Origin of the sequence: Massilia sp. BSC265, from assembly GCF_000740675.1 — a bacterium.
Lineage (GTDB): Bacteria > Pseudomonadota > Gammaproteobacteria > Burkholderiales > Burkholderiaceae_D > Telluria.
This window is the reverse complement of sequence record NZ_JPXI01000037.1, coordinates 207,419-226,553: the sequence shown is the minus strand read 5'-3', so window position 1 is coordinate 226,553 and position 19,135 is coordinate 207,419. Positions and strand designations below refer to the sequence as shown.

General features: G+C 65.5%; 18 protein-coding genes. 5 read left to right on the top strand and 13 right to left on the bottom strand.

Annotated features, from left to right (window positions below; genetic code table 11):
- Positions 1-148: 148 nt before the first annotated feature.
- Positions 149-637, top strand: coding sequence for a hypothetical protein (locus MA09_RS17845; RefSeq protein ID WP_036251432.1), 489 nt, complete (start codon positions 149-151; stop codon positions 635-637).
- Positions 638-649: 12 nt separating this feature from the next.
- Here the strand turns inward: MA09_RS17845 and MA09_RS17840 are convergent, their stop codons facing one another.
- From MA09_RS17840 to MA09_RS17810, 7 genes are all read right to left on the bottom strand, one after another.
- Positions 650-3,667 carry a TonB-dependent receptor gene (locus MA09_RS17840; protein WP_081897666.1) on the bottom strand — a complete coding sequence of 1,006 codons (3,018 nt, stop codon included), beginning with the start codon at positions 3,665-3,667 and terminating at the stop codon, positions 650-652.
- A gap of 196 nt (positions 3,668-3,863) precedes the next feature.
- The gene (locus MA09_RS17835) at positions 3,864-4,199 is read right to left on the bottom strand and encodes a DMT family protein (protein ID WP_036251428.1); all 336 of its coding nucleotides are present in this window, start codon (positions 4,197-4,199) and stop codon (positions 3,864-3,866) included.
- Positions 4,200-4,209: 10 nt separating this feature from the next.
- On the bottom strand, positions 4,210-4,683 hold the full coding sequence (gene folK, locus MA09_RS17830) for a 2-amino-4-hydroxy-6-hydroxymethyldihydropteridine diphosphokinase (RefSeq protein WP_036251425.1): 474 nt from the start codon (positions 4,681-4,683) through the stop codon (positions 4,210-4,212).
- Complete coding sequence (gene pcnB / locus MA09_RS17825; protein ID WP_036251422.1) at positions 4,680-6,080, bottom strand: polynucleotide adenylyltransferase PcnB; 1,401 nt, start codon at positions 6,078-6,080, stop codon at positions 4,680-4,682. Before pcnB ends, folK begins: the two co-directional genes overlap by 4 nt.
- Positions 6,073-6,747: an HAD family phosphatase gene (locus MA09_RS17820; RefSeq protein WP_036251420.1), complete on the bottom strand. Its 675-nt coding sequence runs from the start codon at positions 6,745-6,747 to the stop codon at positions 6,073-6,075. Before MA09_RS17820 ends, pcnB begins: the two co-directional genes overlap by 8 nt.
- Positions 6,744-7,427 carry a DnaA regulatory inactivator Hda gene (gene hda, locus MA09_RS17815; RefSeq protein WP_036251418.1) on the bottom strand — a complete coding sequence of 228 codons (684 nt, stop codon included), beginning with the start codon at positions 7,425-7,427 and terminating at the stop codon, positions 6,744-6,746. Before hda ends, MA09_RS17820 begins: the two co-directional genes overlap by 4 nt.
- Before the next feature lie 31 nt (positions 7,428-7,458).
- The gene (locus MA09_RS17810) at positions 7,459-7,680 is read right to left on the bottom strand and encodes a hypothetical protein (RefSeq protein WP_036251416.1); all 222 of its coding nucleotides are present in this window, start codon (positions 7,678-7,680) and stop codon (positions 7,459-7,461) included.
- A gap of 141 nt (positions 7,681-7,821) precedes the next feature.
- Here MA09_RS17810 and purM point away from each other — a divergent pair, with 141 nt between their 5' ends.
- On the top strand, positions 7,822-8,865 hold the full coding sequence (gene purM, locus MA09_RS17805) for a phosphoribosylformylglycinamidine cyclo-ligase (protein WP_036251413.1): 1,044 nt from the start codon (positions 7,822-7,824) through the stop codon (positions 8,863-8,865).
- A 312-nt stretch (positions 8,866-9,177) separates the two neighbouring features.
- Here the strand turns inward: purM and MA09_RS17800 are convergent, their stop codons facing one another.
- The 6 genes from MA09_RS17800 to MA09_RS17775 all read right to left on the bottom strand — a co-directional run bounded on the left by MA09_RS17800 (position 9,178) and on the right by MA09_RS17775 (position 16,256).
- Positions 9,178-9,372, bottom strand: coding sequence for a hypothetical protein (locus tag MA09_RS17800; protein WP_036251411.1), 195 nt, complete (start codon positions 9,370-9,372; stop codon positions 9,178-9,180).
- Positions 9,373-9,416: 44 nt separating this feature from the next.
- Positions 9,417-11,453 carry a S9 family peptidase gene (locus MA09_RS17795; RefSeq protein ID WP_036251409.1) on the bottom strand — a complete coding sequence of 679 codons (2,037 nt, stop codon included), beginning with the start codon at positions 11,451-11,453 and terminating at the stop codon, positions 9,417-9,419.
- Between the two features lie 133 nt (positions 11,454-11,586).
- The gene (locus MA09_RS17790) at positions 11,587-13,659 is read right to left on the bottom strand and encodes a sodium:solute symporter family protein (protein WP_036251406.1); all 2,073 of its coding nucleotides are present in this window, start codon (positions 13,657-13,659) and stop codon (positions 11,587-11,589) included.
- A complete protein-coding gene (locus tag MA09_RS17785) occupies positions 13,656-13,973 on the bottom strand; it encodes a DUF4212 domain-containing protein (RefSeq protein WP_051933561.1) in 318 nt (105 codons plus the stop codon). The genes MA09_RS17790 and MA09_RS17785 overlap by 4 nt, the downstream gene beginning before the upstream one ends.
- A complete protein-coding gene (locus MA09_RS17780; RefSeq protein ID WP_051933560.1) occupies positions 13,951-15,558 on the bottom strand; it encodes a sensor histidine kinase in 1,608 nt (535 codons plus the stop codon). Before MA09_RS17780 ends, MA09_RS17785 begins: the two co-directional genes overlap by 23 nt.
- On the bottom strand, positions 15,555-16,256 hold the full coding sequence (locus tag MA09_RS17775) for a response regulator transcription factor (protein WP_036251404.1): 702 nt from the start codon (positions 16,254-16,256) through the stop codon (positions 15,555-15,557). Before MA09_RS17775 ends, MA09_RS17780 begins: the two co-directional genes overlap by 4 nt.
- Positions 16,257-16,486: 230 nt before the next feature.
- Between MA09_RS17775 and recA the strand changes: the two genes are divergently transcribed.
- The 3 genes from recA to MA09_RS17760 all read left to right on the top strand — a co-directional run bounded on the left by recA (position 16,487) and on the right by MA09_RS17760 (position 19,126).
- Positions 16,487-17,569: a recombinase RecA gene (recA, locus tag MA09_RS17770; RefSeq protein ID WP_036251402.1), complete on the top strand. Its 1,083-nt coding sequence runs from the start codon at positions 16,487-16,489 to the stop codon at positions 17,567-17,569.
- Positions 17,570-17,591: 22 nt separating this feature from the next.
- Positions 17,592-18,050 (top strand): recombination regulator RecX, encoded by a 459-nt coding sequence (gene recX / locus MA09_RS17765; protein WP_036251399.1) that lies wholly within the window; start codon positions 17,592-17,594, stop codon positions 18,048-18,050.
- 512 nt (positions 18,051-18,562) lie between these two features.
- Positions 18,563-19,126, top strand: coding sequence for a DUF2889 domain-containing protein (locus MA09_RS17760; RefSeq protein WP_036251398.1), 564 nt, complete (start codon positions 18,563-18,565; stop codon positions 19,124-19,126).
- Positions 19,127-19,135 lie beyond the last annotated feature (9 nt).

Here is a 19,135-nt window from a genome sequence, read left to right as displayed (position 1 = left end):
CGCGCAGGAGCTTCGTCAGAAATTCGCGCGGCGTGCGGTGTTGCGGGAAGTGGACACCCGGCGGCGCCGGCCCGGGGGAATCGCTCAGGGAGCTGATCGTTTCAGTGCCCGGGATGGAACTGTATTGACGTTGCTGTATGGTAGCCGGATGGACTTTGCTTCCCTGAGTAGCGTCATCCGCGAAGGCATGCGCCACAACCAGTGCGTGTTGTGCGGGACGGCGCTGAACACCTATCTCGACGAGCTGCCATGCCCGCACTGGTTCCTGGTGCCGGGGTGGCGCGGTTTCCGCAACCGGACCCTGGCGCGGGTGTTCGAAGTGTTCGACCTTGCGCGGCTGGTCGATTACCTGAAGATCGCCGCCGCATCCGGACCGGCGGGCGAACACGGCATCCCCTGGCGTCGCGGCGAGTGCGACGGTGTCATCGGCATCGCGATCTCATGGGGCCGGCGCGGCTGGGAATTCAGCTACGACCAGCGCGACATCGGCCCCGACGGCAGGGTGCGCCGCTTCGTGCTGGCGATCCGCTACGACGAGGCGCTGGTCGACAAGGCGCAGATCACCGTCGCCGGGGACGATGGCCGGGTCGTCGTAACGCCGCTTGTTCAGCGCCGGCGCGTCGTCGCGCCGGACTGAGGGAGGAAAGGCTTAGAACTTGTACGACATGCCGAGCGCGAAGGTACGGCCCGAGTGGGCGTACAGCAGCGTATCGTTACGCCGCGAATCGCGGCCATAGCGCAGCGGTTCGTCGGTCAGGTTCGAGCCTTCCAGGCTGACGCGCAGGTTCGGCGTCAGGTTGTACGACATCGAGAAGTCCAGGTTGGTCGCAGCGTCCACGAAGGTGGTGTCGTGGCCGTTCACGTCGCCCAGCACGTTGAACAGGTAGGACGAGCGGTGCGCCGCCGAGATGCGCGCGCTGAACTTCGGGTCTTCGTAGTACAGGGTCAGGTTGCCGGCCTTCGGCGACATGCCCACCAGGTTGGCGTCCATCGTCAGCGCCGGCAGGGTGGCGGTGGCGGTGCGTGTGACGTAGGTGATGGTCGACTTCACGCGGGTGTAGTTGGCCAGCAGGCCGAAGTTGCTCCACATCCCTGGCAGGAAGTTGAACGGCGCCTGCAGGTTGAACTCGAAGCCGTTGAGCGGGCCGCCCGGCGTATTGGCCGCGCGGCTCACCGTCACCACCGTGCCCGGCAGCGTCGGGCAGGCCGGGGTGCCGCCGCTCAAGGAGCAGCCGCCGCCGGTGAGCAGCGAATCCGGCAGGCCCAGGCTGTTGTAGGGCAGGCGCTCGCTGATGCGCTGGATATAGGTGTCGATGTCCTTGCGGAAGAAACCCACCGAGACCATCGCATTCTTGTCGTAGTACCACTCGGCCTGCAGGTCGTAGGTCTTGGCGCGGATCGGGTCGAGCCCCGGGCTGCCGATGCTGACGGTCTGTGCCTGCACGTTGACCGTCGCGGACGGCGCCAGGTCGACGTACTCGGGACGCGACAGGGTCTTGCCCGCCGAGAAGCGCAGGAACACGTCGTTCGGCAATTGCGCGGTCAGGTTCAGGGCCGGCAGGTAGTCGCGGTACTTCTTGTCGAAGCTGACTTCGGTGAGGGTGCCGCCGCCGTTCACCAGTGCGGCCGCGGTGGCGCGGGTCTCGGCGGCGCGCACGCCGGCGTTGCCGCGCAGCGTGACCGGGCCGATGTCGTAGTTGAAATCGGCCGACAGGTAGAGCGCATCGATCTTCTCGACCACGCGGCGGTTCGACTGGGTCAGCAGCTGGTATTCGGAGCCCGGCACGGCGGCGCAGTGGCACTCGATGTCCCACACCTTCCTGAACTTGTCCAGGTCGACCGCCACCCACTGGCTCGGATAGCCCGAGCCTTCCAGGCCACGGCCGAAATTGCTGATCATGCGCGTTACGCTGCCCATCTGGAAGCCGGGCGGATTGGGCAGGCCGTTCGGCGCGCCCGAGCCCAGCTCGAGGTTGGTCCAGGTGTTCTCGCGCATCGAGAGCCCCGAGCGCAGGGTCAGGTTCTGGTTGAGCTCCCAGCTGGCGTTGACGGCATTGGTCTTGAGCTTGTTTCCGGTCTGGAGCTTGCGGCCGACAAACTGGCCGTGCACGGTGCCGTCCGGATCGACCGGACCCCAGCTGAAGTTGTTCGGGTTGGCGACGTCGATGCCGAAGTTCAGGGTCGGGACGTTGCGGTTCTGGCGGAAGTCGAACACGAAGCCGTTGGCGTTCGGGGAATCGATCTGCACGGTCGCGCGCATCGGTGAGTCGAGGTTCGAGCGCGAGATGCCGCTCATGAAGTCGAGCTTGATGGTGTCGGTGAGCTTGTGGCTACCCGAGAACACGTGCTGGCGGAACTTCGTGTTGTTCACGTCCAGCAAGCCTTCCGAGCGGATGTCCACGCCGTTGAACCTGCCGTACTCCCAGCTGCCGTTGCCGTTGAACGAGGATTCGACGATCGAGGTCTGCGGCTTGCCGTTGGCGGCGGCCAGGCTGCGCCCGAAGGAGATGGCCGAGATGTAGTTGTCGTAGCGGTCGTTCTTGAAGTCGCCGCCCAGCAGGTCGAGGTTGAGCTCGGTGCCGGCGCGCGGGCGCCACTGGAAGGCCGCGGTCAGGCCGGCGCGCTCGTAGTCGGCCACCGAGCGGCGGTAGCGCGGGATGCGCGGGTGGAAGGCGCCCGATCCCGGCGCCGGGTTGGCGACCGTGCCGCCGTAATTGTCGGTGCGGCCGAACACGTCGTTGTAGGCGGCGCTGGTCGAGGTGCGCGGCAGGTTGAATCCGCAGTTGGCGGCGCTGATGCCCTTTACCGCAGAATTGGCTGGATTCTGGGGGACGGCGCCCAGTGGCGAGCAGAAGCCGCCGTCTGCGTTCGCCGACAGCATTTCCACCGCCTCGTAGCCTTCTTCGGTGGCATGGCGCTTCGAATAGGCGCCCGAGACCAGGAAGCCCAGCTTGCCGATGCCGGTGTCCCAACGGTTCGAATACAGGGCGGTGGCGCGTGGCGCGGAGCGGTGCGCCAGCGTGTTGTAGGCCTGCTGGCCGCTCACCGTGATGGTCTCGCCCTTGAAGTCGAAGGGGCGCGCGGCGCGCAGGTCGACGGTGGCGCCCAGCGAGCCTTCCTCGATCGCCGCTTCCGAGGTCTTGCGCACTTCCAGGCTGTTGAACAGCTCGGCGGCGAACACCGAAAAGTCAAAGGCGCGCGAGCGGTTGGTGCTGCCGTTGATGTCCGAGGCGCCGGTGGCCGAGATGGCTTCGATGCCGTTGATGCGCACGCGGGTGAAGCCGGCGTTCAGGCCGCGCACACTGATCTGCTTGCCCTCGCCGCCGTCGCCGCGCTGCAGCGCGACGCCCGGCACGCGTTGCAGCGACTCGGCCAGGTTCGCGTCCGGGAACTTGCCGATGTCCTCGGCCTTGATGACGTCGACGATGCCGTCGCTGTTCTTCTTGACGTTCAGTGCGCTGTTCAGGCTGGCGCGAAAGCCGGTCACGACCACGGTGCTGGTGTTGTCCGCCGGGGGCTGTTCCTGCGCTGCTTGCTGCGTCTGTGCAGATTCTTGTGACTGCGCCTGCGCCTGGGCCTGGCCGAACAGGGCAGCCACGGCAAGCGCGGTGGCGGTCAAGGGGAATGGATGTGCATGCCGACGGGGGCGGCGCTCAGGGTGGCTCATAGTGTCTCCGGAGTTATCGTAGTCTGCCTGCAGTGCCGTCACGTAGCGTCACTGTGCGTATTTATTCTCAGGCAGATCGGAGAGCTTGATGAGCAGCGGGCGCCAATCGCTCAAGCGATTGATCTTGATTATCCAGGATGAATCGTATTGACGATTGTTTCGGGGGAAACAATCAGATGATCGATCGATTCGTCGGCTATTTGCCGACAAACAGGAAACCCACAGCCGCCATGATGCAGACAAAAGCGCCGAGGTGGCGCCACGAGACCGGTTCGCCGAGGACGGTCACCATGAAGACGCCGAACACGACCAGGGCGATCGCCTCCTGCATGACTTTCAGCTGGCCGGCGCTCCAGCCGCTGGCGAAGCCGATGCGGTTGGCCGGGACGGCGAGGCAGTATTCGACGAAGGCGATGCCCCAGCTGATCACGATGACGGTGAGCAGGGGCTTGTGCATGCCGCCCTTCAGGTGCCAGTACCAGGCGATCGTCATGAAGATGTTCGAGGCGGCGAGCAGCAGGAAGGTGGTCATCGGCTGGACGTCAGCCGATCTTCTCGACGGCCTGGCTGGCGACCAGCGGCAGGTAGTCGTGGACGGCACCCAGGCCGGGAATCACGAGATCGGGCGCGATCTCGCCCAGCGGCGCCATCACGAAGCCGCGCTCGTGCATGCGCGGGTGCGGCACCGTCAAGGTGTCGGTAGCGATCTGCTGGTCGCCGTACAGCAGCAGGTCGAGGTCGAGCGTGCGCGGCGCATTGCGGTAGGGGCGTTCGCGGCCGTGCGCCTGTTCGATGTCCTGCAACGCCGCCAGCAGCTGGTGCGGATCGAAGCTGGTGTCGATGCAGGCGACCGCATTGATGTAGTCGGGCCCGCTGGAGTCGACCGGCGCGGTGCGGTACAGGCCCGACGTCTCGATCACCATGGTGCCGTCCAGCAGGGCAAGCCGGCGCAGCGCGTCGAGCACGTTGGCCCGGGCGTCGCCCAGGTTGGCGCCGATGCCGACGTAGGCGATCATTCCTCGCCGCCGCCCCGTGCCGAATTTGTCGCGGGTGCCTGATCGCCTTCACCCTCGTTGCGGCGGCGCGGACCACGGCGCGGCGGGCGCTTGCGCTTCTGGCCCGATTCGCCGTCGCGGGGACGGGCATTGGCGGCCGCCAGCAGAGCTTCGCGCTCGCCGCCTTCGGCCGCATAGAACGCGGTCCACCATTCGCCGATCTCGCCCGGCAGCTCGCCCGATTCGCAGCGCAGCAGCAGGAAATCGTAGCCGGCGCGGAAGCGCGGGTGTTCGAGCAGCTTGTACGGCGCCTTGCCGGTGCGGCGCTCGAAGCGCGGCTGCATCGCCCAGATGTCGCGCATGTCGGTGGCGATGCGGCGCTGCAGGGCCAGGTTCTCGGTCTGGGTGTCCAGCACGTCGTCGGCGGCCAGGTGCAGGGCCGGGATCGGAGACTCGCCGGCGGCTCGGTAGGCATTCCATTTCTCCAGCACCTGGTGCCACAGCAGCGACGCGAACAGGAAGCCCGGCGATACGCCCTTGCCGGCCTTGACGCGGCCGTCGGTCGATTCCAGCGCCAGGGTGACGAACTTCATGCCGATCGGCTGTTCCAAAACGACGTCCAGCAGCGGCAGCAAACCGTGGTGCAAACCGGCCGAGCGCAGCTCCTTCAGGCAGGCCAGCGCGTGTCCCGACAGCAGGAGCTTGAGCATCTCGTCGAACACGCGCGCGGCCGGCACGTTGTCGATCAGCGGAGCCATGACGGGGATCGGGGCGCGCGTGGTCGGCTCGATGGTGAAGCCGAGTTTCGCCGCGAAGCGCACCACGCGCAGCATGCGCACCGGGTCTTCGCGGTAGCGCGCTTCCGGCATGCCGATGATGCGCAGGGTCTTGGCGCGGATGTCCTCGATGCCGCCGTGGTAATCCAGCACCGTCTGGGTGGCCGGGTCGTAGTACATGGCGTTGATGGTGAAGTCGCGGCGCGCCGCGTCCTCGTGCTGCGGGCCGAAGTTGTTGTCGCGCAGGACGCGGCCATGCTCGTCCTTCGGGGCGTTGTCGCTGCCGTTGCCGCGGAAGGTGGTCACTTCCAGCAGGTCCTGGCCGAACATCACGTGCACGATCTGGAAGCGGCGCCCGATGATGAAGGCACGCCGGAACAGGCGCTTGACCTGCTCGGGCGTGGCGTCGGTGGCGATGTCGAAGTCCTTTGGCTTTACACCCAGCAGCAGGTCGCGCACGGCGCCGCCGACGACGAAGGCCTTGAAGCCGGCTTCCTGCAGGGTCTGGGTGACCGTGACCGCATTGCGCGAGACGTTGCGCGGGTCGATCTTGTGCTCTTCAGGACCCAGGATCACCGGTTGGGTCGGGTCACGGCCGTCTTCCTTGACGCCCAGGATCTTGCGGATGAATTTCTTAATCATTGAAGAGATGGATAGTTGGCCAACCCTGCGATTGCGCGTGGGCGGCGAGCTTGGCGCTCGGGTTGGTGGCGACCGGGTGGCTGACGATCGACAGCAGGGGCAGGTCGTTGTGCGAATCGCTGTAGAAGTGGCAGCTTTCGAACTCCTCGAAGCGCGCACCCAAGCGCTCCAGCCAGGCGTGCATGTGGGTGATCTTGCCGGGGCCCGAAGTGGGCGTGCCGAGCAGCCTGCCGGTCAGGTTCCCTGCGGCGTCATATTCCGGCACGGCGCCGATGTGGTGCTCCACGCCAAAGCGCGCCGCGATCGGCGCCGTGATGTGGTAGTTGGTCGCGGTGATGATGGCCACCAGGTCGCCGGCTTCCTGGTGCTGGCGCACCAGCGCCAGCGCCTTCGGCTTGATGGCCGGTTCGATGACTTCCGCCATGTAGCGCGCGTACAGGCCGTCCAGCTCGGCGCGCGGGAAGCGAGCCAGGGTGCCGAGGGCGAACTCGAGGTATTCGACCGGGTCGAGGACCCCGGCCTGGTACTGGGCGAAGAATTCGTCGTTACGGCGGCGGAAGGCGGTTTCGTCTACCGCGCCAATGCGGACCAGGAACTCGCCCCATTCATAGTCCGAATCGATCGGCAGCAGGGTATGGTCGAGGTCGAACAGCGCAAGGTTTTTCATTCTTTGGTTTCCGACTGCTGGTTTTCTTGCAGCAATAAATCACGCAGCAGCGGCAGGGTGACCGGGCGCTGGGTCTCGAGCGAATACTGGTCGAGGGCGTCCAGCATCGTCGCCAGCGACCGCATGTCGCGCTTGAAGTGAGACAACAAATAGGGTAACACGCTGGCCGACAGCGTCAAACCGCGCGCTTCGGCCGCCTGGGTCAGGGCAGCGATCTTCTCGTCGTCCGACAGGCCCTTGATCTGGTACACCAGGCCCCAGCCCATGCGCGTGCGCAGGTCTTCGCGCACTCCCAGCACCGCCGGTGGCACCGGCCCGGTGCTGACCATGTAGGCGCCGTGCTCGCGGATCTGGTTGAACAGGGCGAAGGCGTCGATCTGGCGCTGCGGCGAGAGGCGGTCGCAGTCGTCCAGCAGATAGAGCGTGACGTCCGGGCTGTGCACGAACTGGTTTTCCGGCGCATCGAAAGGGATGTAGCGCGAGGCCGGGCTGGCCGCCAGCGCCTGCAACAAATGGGTCTTGCCGGCGCCGGTGTCGCCCCACAGGTAGGCGAAATGCTCGCGCGAAGCACGTTGCGCGAACTGGTGCATCAGGTGCGCCAGCTCGGCATTCTCGCCCACCTGGAAGGTGTCGAGGCTGTGCGCCGGTTCGGCGCCTAAATCGAGCACCAGCTGTTTCATGGCGTCGGGATCATGTTAAATAAAGCATACGTCAGGCATTATAAAAGCTGCTGCCCAGGTAGTGGGACCGCGCGTAGCGGCAAACCGCTTCCAGCACCGCCACGCGCACCCTCGCTAGCACGACCGGAACGGCCGCCACGAACATGAAAGGGGGGAGGATCGGCCCGAGGGTGTACAACAGCAGCGCCACCATCAGCCCGAGCGCCAACCAGAATGCGGATTGTTTTTGCTCCGGGCTCAGGAAAAATGGCATGCGTGTTCTTGTTATCTTTGCGGTTTTGCCAACGAAAAGGGCAGAAACGGGTTGGAAAGGGGCCGTTTTGCTAAAATAGCGGATTGACCAAGGTTTGACGGTCTGCCGCCCCCTATTTTACCGCCTCCGCTGCCAAATACCATGAGCCAACCATCTAATGTTTCCCTCTCCTACCGCGACGCCGGTGTCGACATCGACGCGGGCGATGCCCTGGTCGAAGCGATCAAGCCGTTTGCCAAGCGCACCATGCGCGAAGGCGTGCTCGGCGGCATCGGCGGTTTCGGCGGGCTGTTTGAGATCAGCAAGAAGTACAAGGAACCGGTCCTGGTGTCGGGTACCGACGGTGTCGGCACCAAGCTCAAGCTCGCTTTCGAGCTGAACCGCCACGACACGGTCGGCATCGACCTGGTCGCCATGAGCGTCAACGACATCCTGGTGCAGGGTGCCGAGCCGCTGTTCTTCCTCGACTACTTCGCCTGCGGCAAGCTGGACGTGCCGACCGCCACCGCCGTGGTCAAGGGCATCGCCCAGGGTTGCGAACAGTCCGGCTGCGCCCTGCTGGGTGGCGAGACCGCCGAGATGCCGGGCATGTACCCGGACGGCGAATACGACCTGGCCGGCTTCGCCGTCGGCGCGGTCGAGAAGTCGCAGATCATCGACGGTTCCAAGATCACCCCGGGTGACGTGGTGCTGGGCCTGGCGTCGTCGGGAATCCACTCGAACGGTTACTCGCTGGTGCGCAAGATTATTCAAGTGGCCAAGCCGGACCTGGATGCCGACTTCCACGGCCGCAAGCTGGCCGACGTGCTGATGGCGCCGACCCGCATCTACGTCAAGCCGCTGCTGGCCCTGATGCAGTCGATGGAAGTGAAGGGCCTGGTGCACATCACCGGCGGCGGCCTGGTCGAGAACATCCCGCGTGTGCTGGGCGATCATCTCACCGCCGTCCTCGACGCCAAGTCGTGGACCATGCCACCGCTGTTCCAGTGGCTGCAGCAGCACGGCGGCGTGGCTGACGCAGAAATGCACCGCGTGTTCAACTGCGGCATCGGCATGACTGTGATCGTGTCGAAGGAAAACGCGGATGCGGCGATGGCCCAGCTGCAGGCGGCCGGCGAGACCGTGTACCGCATCGGCGAGATCCGTGCGCGCGAGGAAGGCCAGGCGCAGACCGTCGTGCAGTAAGGGCGGTTTTCCGGGCATGCGAAAACGGGCGCCGCGCGGCGCCCGTTTTTGTCTGCATTGAGGCGTATCGCACAGCCCCGTTACCGATGTACTTGCCCAGGAACTTCTCCACGCGTCCCCAGAAATCGGCCCTGGTCGCGACCTTCGACCAGCCATGCCCCTCATCCGGATACACCACCCACTCGACCTGGCTGTTATGGGTGTGACCGCATCGCGGAACTTGTTGCCATGGTAGAGCGGCACCCGCTGGTCGACCGCCCCATACGCCAACAGCACCGGCTGCGTGATGCGGGCCGCCTGCTCGATCGGCGATCAGGTTGACGGTGTGCGGCAGCAGCTTGCCGCGCCCGTGACCAGTTCGCCGGTAAAGTCGTAACCGGGAGTGCTCACCAGCGCCTCCGGATTGAGCTTGCCGGTGGCAAGGTCGACGGTGTGCAGCGAGGAGGTATCCCGACCGGCATGCGCCTCGACGTCGAGGGTGCCGCCGGGACCGAAGCCGACCGGCATGAACGCCTCGCGCTGGTCGCCGTAGGTGGGATGTCGCGATTGTGCTACTTGTTCGCTGCACCCGGGCCAATGTGCTTGTCGAGGAAGCGCTCGACCCGGCCCCAGAAGTCGAAGTTGTTCTTCTCCAGCGCGAAGCCGTGGCCTTCTTCCGGATAGTCGACCCATTCGACGTTCTTGTTGGTCTGTCGAAGCGCATTGCGGAATTCGGTGCCGTGGTTGATGGGCACGCGCCGGTCGACGCCGCCGTAGGCCAGCAGCACCGGCTGGGTGATGCGGGCCGCCTGCCGGAGCGGCGAGGTGGCCTGGAACTGGGCCGCGTCCTTGACGGGGTCGCCGATCATTTCCGGCATGCCGTAGGCCTTGTACTCGTCCGAGGTGTCGTTGGTGAAGCTCCAGCCGCCGTTGTACAGCAGATTGATGTCGGTGACGCCTACCCAGTTGACGCCGCACTTGTACAGGTCCGGGTCTTTCACCAGTCCCATCAGGGTGGCGTAGCCGCCGTAGCTGGCGCCGGCGATGCATACGCGCGACCCGTCGGCGATGCCCTGGCCGACCGCCCAGCGTACGCCGTCGGCAATGTCGTCCTGCATCGCCAGGCCCCACTGCTTGAAGCCGGCCTTGAAGTGCTTGATGCCGAAGCCCAGGCTGCCTCGGAATTCAGGTTCCAGCACGGCGTAGCCGCGCGAAGCCAGGAACTGCGACACCGGGTGCCAACCCCATGATGCGCCGCGCATGTAAGGGCCGCCGTGCACCAGTATCACCATTGGCAGGTTCTTCTTCGCGCCCCCGGGCGGCAGGGTGAGCAGGGCCGGGATCTCGAGGCCATCGCGCGCCTTGTAGCGCAGGAACTGCTGGCGGCCCATCTGGGACGGCTTGATGTCCGGCTTGACATCGGCAATCTTGTTCAGCTGCCTGGTCTGGATGTTGTACAGCGAATAGGTGCCGGGGATGACATCTGAATAGGACCACACCAGCACCCATGGCGATTCGCTCTTGGCCGGTACGGTGACCATGTTGATGGTGGCGGGCAGCAGCTTGTCCAACTCGGCTTGCACCGCCTTCATGCCCGGATCGAACCATTCGTTCGATACCGCATCGGTGCGGAAGCGCATGCCCAGTACCTTGTCGCGGTTGACGATCAGGCCGCCGTCGAAGTCGAAGCCCGTGGTCACTACCAGCGGCTGCGGGTCGATCTTGCCGCTGGCGATATCGAAGACGTGGAGCGAAGTCGTATCGCGTCCGCCGCTGCGCGCCAGCACGTACAGGTTTCCTTCCGGGGTGAAGCCGAGCGGCTGCAGCGCCTTGCTACCGTCGCCGTAGGCCGGATAGCTGGCCAGCACGCGCCAGGCGCCGCTGTCCGGATCGCGGTAATGCAGCGTGACCGTGTCCTTCTCGAAGCTGGATGCCAGGCGCGGCTCGCCCTTGTGGTCGAGCATCCAGCCCTGCACGTTGCCCGGCCGCGGCACGGTCTGGGTAAAGCCGGTCAAGGTGTTCAGGCGCAGCAGGTCGACGCTGCGCACTTCGCCGGCGGTATCGAAATTCGGGCTGGTGACGTATACGTAGTCGGAGTCGCGCGTGCCGGCCTGGGGGAGCAGGTAGGTATGCCAGGGCAGGACCTTGCGGGTGGTCCGGGTGCCGTGCGTACTGCCAAAGCCGGTGCGATCTGCCAGTTCGACGAATTTCTGGCCGTCGCGATTGATCGCATACAGGCCGGGCGCGTAGCGCTTGTTGCCGAGGCCGACGTTCTTTTCCTGTGTGGTGAAGACCAGGCGTTCGTTGTTGATCCAGCGGATATCGCCGACGTCCGCATTGTCGTACGAGGCGATGACCTTGGCGCTGTTGTTCGACAGGTCGACCACCGCCAGGGAGTCGCGCTTGCCCGGGGCGCCCAGGCGCACGGCCAGGAATTTGGCGTCCGGCGACAGCACGGCGCCGCCGAAGGAGGAATTGCCGAAGAAGCTGGCAATGGGCGGCAGTGCGGCCTGGGCCTGCGCATCGGCATGAGCCGGCAGGGTGCAGGCGAATACAAGCGCAGAAGCGAGTGCTGCGCCGCGCAGCGAGCGGAGTAACAAGGTATGCATGATCTCTGTTTGGTTGTCGAAATGGGCGCGGGGTGCGTTCCCGCAGCCGCTCGACAATAACAGTCCAGTCACCGAAAGGCACGCTGCCATGCAGATGTCATGCATGCCGCATGGCAACCGTGGCGTACGCGCCTCAGGGCTTGCCCGAGCTCTCCTGTTCGGGCGCCCGGATGTAGTCGACCATGCCCAGGCTCGCATGGCTGGGCGGTGCGCTCAGCAGGCTGCCGATGACGGTGGCCAGCAGGCCCGCCGGCACCCCGAACACGCCCGCCGCCAGCGGCTGGATGCCGAGCCAGGACTGGTCCAGGCTGCCGCCCAGGGTGGGGCTGGCGCGCAGCATGTACCACAGGCAGACCAGGAAGCCGGTGACCATGCCCGCCATTGCACCCATGTGGTTGGCGCGCTTCCAGAACACGCCCAGCACCAGCACCGGAAAAAGGGTAGAACCGGCAAGCGAGAAGGCGGCGCCGACCAATGAGAGGATATCGGCGGGCTTTTGCGAGGCGGCATAGGCCGCGATGAAGGCCACCGCCAGCAGCAGCAGCTTGGAGATGGTCACCCGCTTCTGGGTCGAGGCGCCCGGATCGACCATCTTGTAGTACACGTCATGCGACAGCGCATTGGAGATCGCCAGCAGCAAGCCATCCGCCGTGGACAAGGCCGCCGCCAGGCCGCCGGCCGCCACCAGGCCCGAGATCACGTAGGGCAGGCCGCCGATCTCGGGCGTGGCCAGCACCAGCACATCGGCGTCGATCGCGATCTCGGCCAGTTGCACCACGCCGTCGCGGTTGATGTCGGCAATGCTGAGAAGAGGATTGACCTTGTCGACGCTGGCCCAGTACGAGACCCAGGTGGGCAGCGATGAAAAATCGCTGCCCACCAGCGCGGTATAGATGTCGTACTTCGCGAGCACCGCCAGCGCCGGGATGGTCAGGTAGATCAGCAGGATGAAGAACAGGGTCCAGAACACCGATACCCGCGTCTCGTTCACCGAGGGCGTGGTGTAGGCGCGCATCAGGATGTGGGGCAGGGCGGCGGTGCCGAACATCAGGCAGAACACCACGGCCAGGAAGTTGTTGCGGCGCTTGTCCGATTCTTCTTCGGTGGCGCCGGGGAAGGGCACCGTGTGCGGCACCGGCGGGCGGGCACGCGCCAGGTTGGCGTCGCGCTGTTCAATCCACAGGACGCGTGCCTCGTCGACCGAACCCGGATAGGTGTTCAGGGCGCGTTCGGCCTGGCGCACCTCGACCAGCGAGGCATTGCTGGCGCGTACGGCGGCCAGCTTGCGCTGCGCTTCCAGCTTGCCCGTCTCCCACGAGCTTGGCAAGGCGGCCAGGCGCGCCACGTATTCGTCGGCGCGGCGCCGGAACTCGGCCCGCACCTGCTCCTCGCGCGGGTCCTTTTCCAGCTGCTGCTCGCGCGCGGCCAGCTTCGGCAGCAGCGAGCCATAGGCCACCTGCGGCACCGGGTTGTCGGCGTGCTTGGCCGCCAGCCAGATGCTCGGGATCAGGAAGGCCACCAGCAGGATGATGTACTGGGCCACCTGGGTCCAGGTGATGCCGCGCATCCCGCCCAGGAACGAGCAGACCAGGATGCTGGCCAGGCCCAGGAAGATGCCGACCGAGAAATCCACGCCGGTGAAGCGCGAGGCGATCAGGCCGACCGCATAGATCTGCGCCACCACGTAGGTGAAGGAGACCAGGATGGTGGCGGCCACCGCCAGCGCCCGCACCGGTCCGCCGCGCCCGCCCGCGCCGCCGCCGTAGCGCGCCGCCAGGAAGTCGGGGATGGTGTATTGCCCGAACTTGCGCAGGTAGGGTGCGATGAGGAGGGCCACCAGCACGAAGCCGCCGGTCCAGCCCATGATGTAGGCCAGCCCGTCGAAGCCGTAGAGGTACAGGCCGCCGGCCAGGCTGATGAAACTGGCCGCCGAGATCCAGTCGGCCGCCGTGGCCATGCCGTTGAACAGGGCCGGCACGCGCCGTCCCGCCACGTAGTATTCGGTGACGTTCGAGGTGCGCGCCACCACGCCGATGGTGGCGTACAGGACGATGGTCGCGAACATGAAGATGTAGCCGATCCACAGGCGCGGCATGCCTTCCTGCTCGAGCAGGGCCAGCGCCACCAGGAACAGGGCGAAGCAGGCGGTGTACCAGAGATAGTAGCGCGACAGCTTGCGGAAGTACGGCGGCTTGTTGATGCTCATGCGGCCTCCCGGGCCGCGTCAGGGTGCAGGCGGTCGAGCCGGCGCATGCGCCAGGCGTAGAACACGATCACCACGAGCGATACCAGCGAGGCTCCCTGCGCCGCCATGTAGAAGGACAGCGGCCAACCGAACACGGTGAAGTGCGACAGCTCGCGTGCGAAGAACACGGTGCCGAATCCGGTGCACAGCCACAGCGCCATCAGGACGAAGGTCAGCCGGCGCGTCGCCTGCCAGTGCGCGGCGCGGGCCGCGGCCAGCCGCGCGTGCGGATCGCTGGAAGGAGGCGAGGGGTCAAGCGGCGTCTTCGGGTTCATGGACAGGAGGCGGGAAGGTCAGGCGGAACAGGCTGCCCGGGTACTTGGGCGAGTGGCTGCGCGGGTTGTTGAAGATGTCGATCTCGGCGCCGTGCTGCTGCGCGATCTCGCGCACGATCGCCAGCCCCAGGCCGCTGCCCTGCACGTTGCTGCCGAGGATGCGGTAGAAGCGCTCGAACACGTTGGCGCGCTCGCTCGGCGCGATGCCGGGGCCGGTGTCCTCGACCTCGAGCAGGGCGTGCTCGCCGTCGCGCCGCACGCGCACCGTCACGCTGCCGCCGTGCGGGGTGTAGCGCAGCGCATTGTCGATCAGGTTCGACAGGAGCTCGCGCAGCATCAGGGCATTGCCTGCGATGAGCAAGGGCTCTTCCGAGGGCTCGAAGCCGAGGTCGATGCCGTGCGCGAACGAGGCCTGCACCCAGTCCTGCACGGTGGCGCGGGCCAGCTGGGCCAGGTCGATCTCGTCGAAGGCGAGGCCGGCATGCGGCTGGTTCTCGGCGCGGGCCAGGGCCAGCAACTGGTTGACCAGGCGTGTGGCCGATTCCGAGCTCTTGGCCAGCTGTTCGAGCGAGCGGTGGATTTCGCCGGGGTCGACCTGGCGCAGCGCCAGCTCGGACTGCATGCGCATGCCGGCCAGGGGCGTCTTCATCTGGTGCGCAGCGTCGGCGATGAAGCGCTTCTGCATCTCGACGGTCTGGGCCAGGCGCTCGAGCATGTCGTTGAAAGAGCCGACCAGCGGCGAGATCTCTTCCGGCACCTGGCGCGGGTCGATCGGCGACAGGTCGTCCTGCGGCCGCGCGCGGATGCGCTGCTGCAGCTCGGCCAACGGGGACAGGCCGCGCGACAGGGCGAACCAGACCAGGGCCAGGATCACCGGCAGGATAATGAATTGGGGCAGGATCACGCCCTTGATGATCTCGTTTGCCAGGTGGGCGCGCTTGTCGAGGGTTTCGGCGACCTGCACCAGGGCCAGCGCCGGGGCCGGCCCCTGGGCCTGGCCTTGCGCCGTGCCTGGGGCCGCCGGTTGCTCGCGCAGCGGGTCGAGGTTCACCCACGAATAGGCGACACGCACCGGCGTGCCGTGGATGCTGTCGTTGCGGAACACCACGCTACCGCTGCGGGCGCGTTCTTCGGCGTCCGGGCCGGCCATGCGCGGGCGCGGCAGGTCGCGGTCGCCGTCGAGGTGGGCGCCGTCCGGTCCGCTGATCTGGAAGTAAACGCTGTCGACGTCATCCGCGCGCAGCACGTCGCGCGCGCTGCCGGGCAGCTGCACCACGGGTCGGCCGGCCACCGTGCGAATCTGCTGCGACAGCACGGTCACGCGGTCTTCCAGCGCATCGTCGAACGGCTGGTTGGCGATCGACTTCGCCACCAGGTAGGTGATCGCGATGCTCATCGGCCACAGCAGCAGCAGCGGGGCCAGCATCCAGTCGAGGATCTCGCCGAACAGGGAGTGCCGGATGTTCTCGTCGGGCTCGGGGTTGGGAGGAACGTAGGGCCGGTATTCCGCCCCTTGGAAGGGTTGGGACGCGTCCTGCCCCGCGCCCCGTGGCGCGTCGGCAAGTCCGCGCTCGTGTTCGTTCACTTGTTCTCTGGGACGGCCGCGCGCGGAGCGTCGGAGTATTTCTCGAGGCAGTAGCCGAGGCCGCGCACGGTGGCGATGCGCACGCCGCCCACCTCGATCTTCTTGCGCAGGCGGTGCACGTAGACCTCGATGGCATTGTTCGAGACTTCCTCGCCCCATTCGCACAGGTGGTCGACCAGCTGCTCCTTGGACACCAGGCGCCCGGTGCGGGCCAGCAGCACTTCGAGCAGGCCGAGCTCACGCGCCGACAGGTCGAGCATCTGGTCATTGATGTAGGCGCTGCGACCGACCTGGTCGTAGACCAGCGGGCCATGGCGCACCACGGTGGGGCCGCCGCCGGCGCCGCGCCGGGTGAGGGCGCGCACCCGCGCCTCCAGCTCGGACAGGGCGAAGGGCTTGGCCATGTAGTCGTCGGCGCCGAGGTCGAGGCCCTCGACGCGCTGCTCGACCGAATCGGCAGCGGTGAGGATCAGCACCGGCAGCAGCGAGGAACGCGCGCGCAGGCGGCGCAGCACTTCCAGCCCGGACAGCTTGGGCAGGCCGAGGTCAAGGATCAGGAGGTCGAACTCCTGGGTGGACAGGGCCGTATCGGCATCCTGGCCGTTCTTGACGCAATCGATGGCATAGCCGGACTGGCGCAGGGAACGCGTTAGCCCATCGGCAAGTACGCTATCATCTTCGGCGAGCAGAATTCGCATGGGGGCCACCTAACTAGAACATTAAACCGTTGTCAGGCCCCTATTGTGTTTGATTTATCGCAATAATGCGAGCCTACCACACTCCCATTTTTCGCTTGCCTAAACTACTGGATTTATATACAGTAGTGGCTTGATTTTGCTTGCTTGGACAACTGGATTTATATACAGTAGTTCTCTTGATTTTAGCGGTAGCGCCCCTACCTTGCCTACTCCACAGCTGAAAGTACACCATGGACGACAAAAAACTCGCAGTAAACGCCGCTGAAAAGGGCAAAGCGCTGGCAGCCGCCCTGGCGCAAATTGAAAAGCAGTTCGGCAAGGGCTCGGTCATGCGCATGGATTCCAACATGCCGGTCGAGGAAGTGCAGACTGTTTCCACCGGCTCGCTGGGCCTGGACATCGCGCTGGGCGTCGGTGGCCTGCCGCGCGGCCGTATTGTCGAGATCTACGGTCCGGAATCGTCGGGTAAAACCACCCTGACGCTGCAGACCATTGCCCAGATGCAGAAACTGGGTGGCACCTGCGCTTTCATCGACGCCGAGCACGCGCTCGACGTGGGCTACGCGCAGAAGCTGGGCATCAAGCTGGACGAGCTGCTGATCTCGCAGCCGGACACCGGTGAACAGGCCCTCGAAATCACCGACGCACTGGTGCGTTCGGGTTCGGTCGACCTCGTGGTCATCGACTCGGTGGCGGCACTGACCCCGCGCGCCGAAATCGAAGGCGACATGGGCGATTCGCTCCCGGGCCTGCAGGCGCGACTGATGTCCCAGGCGCTGCGCAAGCTGACCGCCTCGATCAACCGCACCAACACGCTGGTCATCTTCATCAACCAGATCCGTATGAAGATCGGCGTCATGTTCGGCAGCCCGGAAACCACCACCGGCGGTAACGCGCTGAAGTTCTACGCCTCCGTGCGCATGGACATCCGCCGTACCGGCTCGATCAAGTCGGGTGACGAAGTGATCGGTAACGAAACCAAGGTCAAGGTCGTCAAGAACAAGATCGCGCCGCCGTTCAAGGAAGCCCACTTCGACATCCTGTACGGAGAAGGCACCTCGCGCGAAGGCGAAATCCTGGATCTGGGCGCCGACAACAAGATCGTCGAGAAGTCGGGTTCGTGGTACAGCTATAACGGCGAACGCATTGGCCAGGGCAAGGACAACGCCCGTCTGTTCCTGAAAGAGCGTCCGGCACTGGCACGCGAAATCGAGAACAAGGTCCGTGCTGCGCTGGGCGTGCGTGAACTGCCGCCGGTCCTCGCTGCTGTCGAAGACAGCGGCAAGGACAAGCTGAAGGCAGTCGGCGAGTAATCGCTGAGCTTGTAGAGTGCCCATGCCTGCACCTCAGCTGAGCCTGAAAGCGCGCGCGCTGCGTTATCTCTCGCTGCGCGAGCACAGCCGGCTCGAGCTGGGGCGCAAGCTGGCCCGTTATGCCGAGGAGGGCGATGACGTGGAAGCCCTCCTGGATTTCCTTGAAAAGAATAACTGGCTGTCGCAGGAGCGTTTTGCCGAATCCCTGATCAACAGGAAGGCTAGCCGCTTCGGCAACAGCCGCGTGATGGCCGAGCTGCAAAGCCACGGCGTCAACGGCGAAGCGCTGGATGAGATCAAGGCCGCGCTCGTCGACAGTGAAACGGCACGCGCCACCGAAGTGTGGCGGCGCAAGTTCGGCACCGTCGCCGTCGATGCGGCCGAGCGAGCCAAGCAGATGCGCTTCCTGCTGCAGCGTGGTTTCTCCCAACGCGCTGCACGGACCGCAATGCAGGGCGCTCCCGACGACGACGAGCTGTAGGCAGGCTGGAGTGTAAGCTTGCTGTCCCGATGAGCAGGCCTGGCCCCAGGTTTGCTCTGACGATATGCCAGGCTTGGCCGCAGGCCTGATGTATCACCCCCGATTCTTGCGCTCTCTACTCTATGCAGAAATAGAGAAGCCCTGCTCCGGCGCCAGCGTGGAGCGTCATCGCCGATATGCCACGGCATATTCCTCAACGGACGATGGCGCTGCACGCTGGCGCTGTGCGTTTACGCCCCTCCCGTCCAGCGCGTTGTGACTCAGGATTGGTCTTGCCACCCCTCCAACTCGTCCAGCCGCCTGCAAGCTTGACTACTCAGCAATAAATCTGTCTGCCCTGTCGCTGCAACGCGGCAAAAAGCCTTCGTTGCAGTGCAACTGCCAACGCCCTGTGCTAAACTTTCACGGTTTAAGCAGCGCCGCATGAGCGGTTGTTGTCGTAGAAGCTACGTCAACGTGCATGACGCACACTGGCTGCACCACTAACCGCCGCGCAAGCGGCATTGGTTTTTATGCCCCTGTCTCCTCCCGTATCGCGCTCGCTCCGGCATACGCGCGCCATCACCGTTGAAGCCTATGCGCGCGACGATGGCCTGTGGGATCTGGACGCCAGTATCCGCGATGTCAAAACCCAGGACATCCCGCTCGCCTCCGGCACTCGTCCGGGCGGCACCCCCGTACACGACCTCAAGCTGCGTGTGACCATCGACCGCAAGCTGACCATCGTGGACGCCGAAGCCGCGTCCGATTCCGTTCCGTATCCCGGTTTTTGCGAGACCATTGGCCCTGCTTACAAAAAGCTGGTCGGTCTGTCCCTCATGAACCACTTCCGGCTGCACCTGAAAGACCGCCTCTCGGGCGTGCTCGGCTGCACCCACCTGACCGAATTGGCCCAGGTGCTGCCCACCGCAGCGCTGCAGGCCTACGCCGACGACGTGTTCGACACGCGCGGCGGTGCCGAAGACAACTCGGCCGAACGGCCCTTCGAGCTCGACCGTTGCCATGCGCTGCGCAGCGACGGACCGGCCGTGGCCACCTACTATCCCCGCTGGTCGATCAAAGCCGTGTCGGGTTAGGATTCACTG

Bases quoted from the DNA above. Each gene is read 5' to 3' on its own strand.
- MA09_RS17845 (WP_036251432.1), top strand. From the start codon at position 149: ATGGACTTTGCTTCCCTGAGTAGCGTCATCCGCGAAGGCATGCGCCAC.
- MA09_RS17840 (WP_081897666.1), bottom strand. From the start codon at position 3,667: ATGAGCCACCCTGAGCGCCGCCCCCGTCGGCATGCACATCCATTCCCC.
- MA09_RS17835 (WP_036251428.1), bottom strand. From the start codon at position 4,199: ATGACCACCTTCCTGCTGCTCGCCGCCTCGAACATCTTCATGACGATC.
- folK (WP_036251425.1), bottom strand. From the start codon at position 4,683: ATGATCGCCTACGTCGGCATCGGCGCCAACCTGGGCGACGCCCGGGCC.
- pcnB (WP_036251422.1), bottom strand. From the start codon at position 6,080: ATGATTAAGAAATTCATCCGCAAGATCCTGGGCGTCAAGGAAGACGGC.
- MA09_RS17820 (WP_036251420.1), bottom strand. From the start codon at position 6,747: ATGAAAAACCTTGCGCTGTTCGACCTCGACCATACCCTGCTGCCGATC.
- hda (WP_036251418.1), bottom strand. From the start codon at position 7,427: ATGAAACAGCTGGTGCTCGATTTAGGCGCCGAACCGGCGCACAGCCTC.
- MA09_RS17810 (WP_036251416.1), bottom strand. From the start codon at position 7,680: ATGCCATTTTTCCTGAGCCCGGAGCAAAAACAATCCGCATTCTGGTTG.
- purM (WP_036251413.1), top strand. From the start codon at position 7,822: ATGAGCCAACCATCTAATGTTTCCCTCTCCTACCGCGACGCCGGTGTC.
- MA09_RS17800 (WP_036251411.1), bottom strand. From the start codon at position 9,372: ATGCCGGTCGGCTTCGGTCCCGGCGGCACCCTCGACGTCGAGGCGCAT.
- MA09_RS17795 (WP_036251409.1), bottom strand. From the start codon at position 11,453: ATGCATACCTTGTTACTCCGCTCGCTGCGCGGCGCAGCACTCGCTTCT.
- MA09_RS17790 (WP_036251406.1), bottom strand. From the start codon at position 13,659: ATGAGCATCAACAAGCCGCCGTACTTCCGCAAGCTGTCGCGCTACTAT.
- MA09_RS17785 (WP_051933561.1), bottom strand. From the start codon at position 13,973: ATGAACCCGAAGACGCCGCTTGACCCCTCGCCTCCTTCCAGCGATCCG.
- MA09_RS17775 (WP_036251404.1), bottom strand. From the start codon at position 16,256: ATGCGAATTCTGCTCGCCGAAGATGATAGCGTACTTGCCGATGGGCTA.
- recA (WP_036251402.1), top strand. From the start codon at position 16,487: ATGGACGACAAAAAACTCGCAGTAAACGCCGCTGAAAAGGGCAAAGCG.
- recX (WP_036251399.1), top strand. From the start codon at position 17,592: ATGCCTGCACCTCAGCTGAGCCTGAAAGCGCGCGCGCTGCGTTATCTC.
- MA09_RS17760 (WP_036251398.1), top strand. From the start codon at position 18,563: ATGCCCCTGTCTCCTCCCGTATCGCGCTCGCTCCGGCATACGCGCGCC.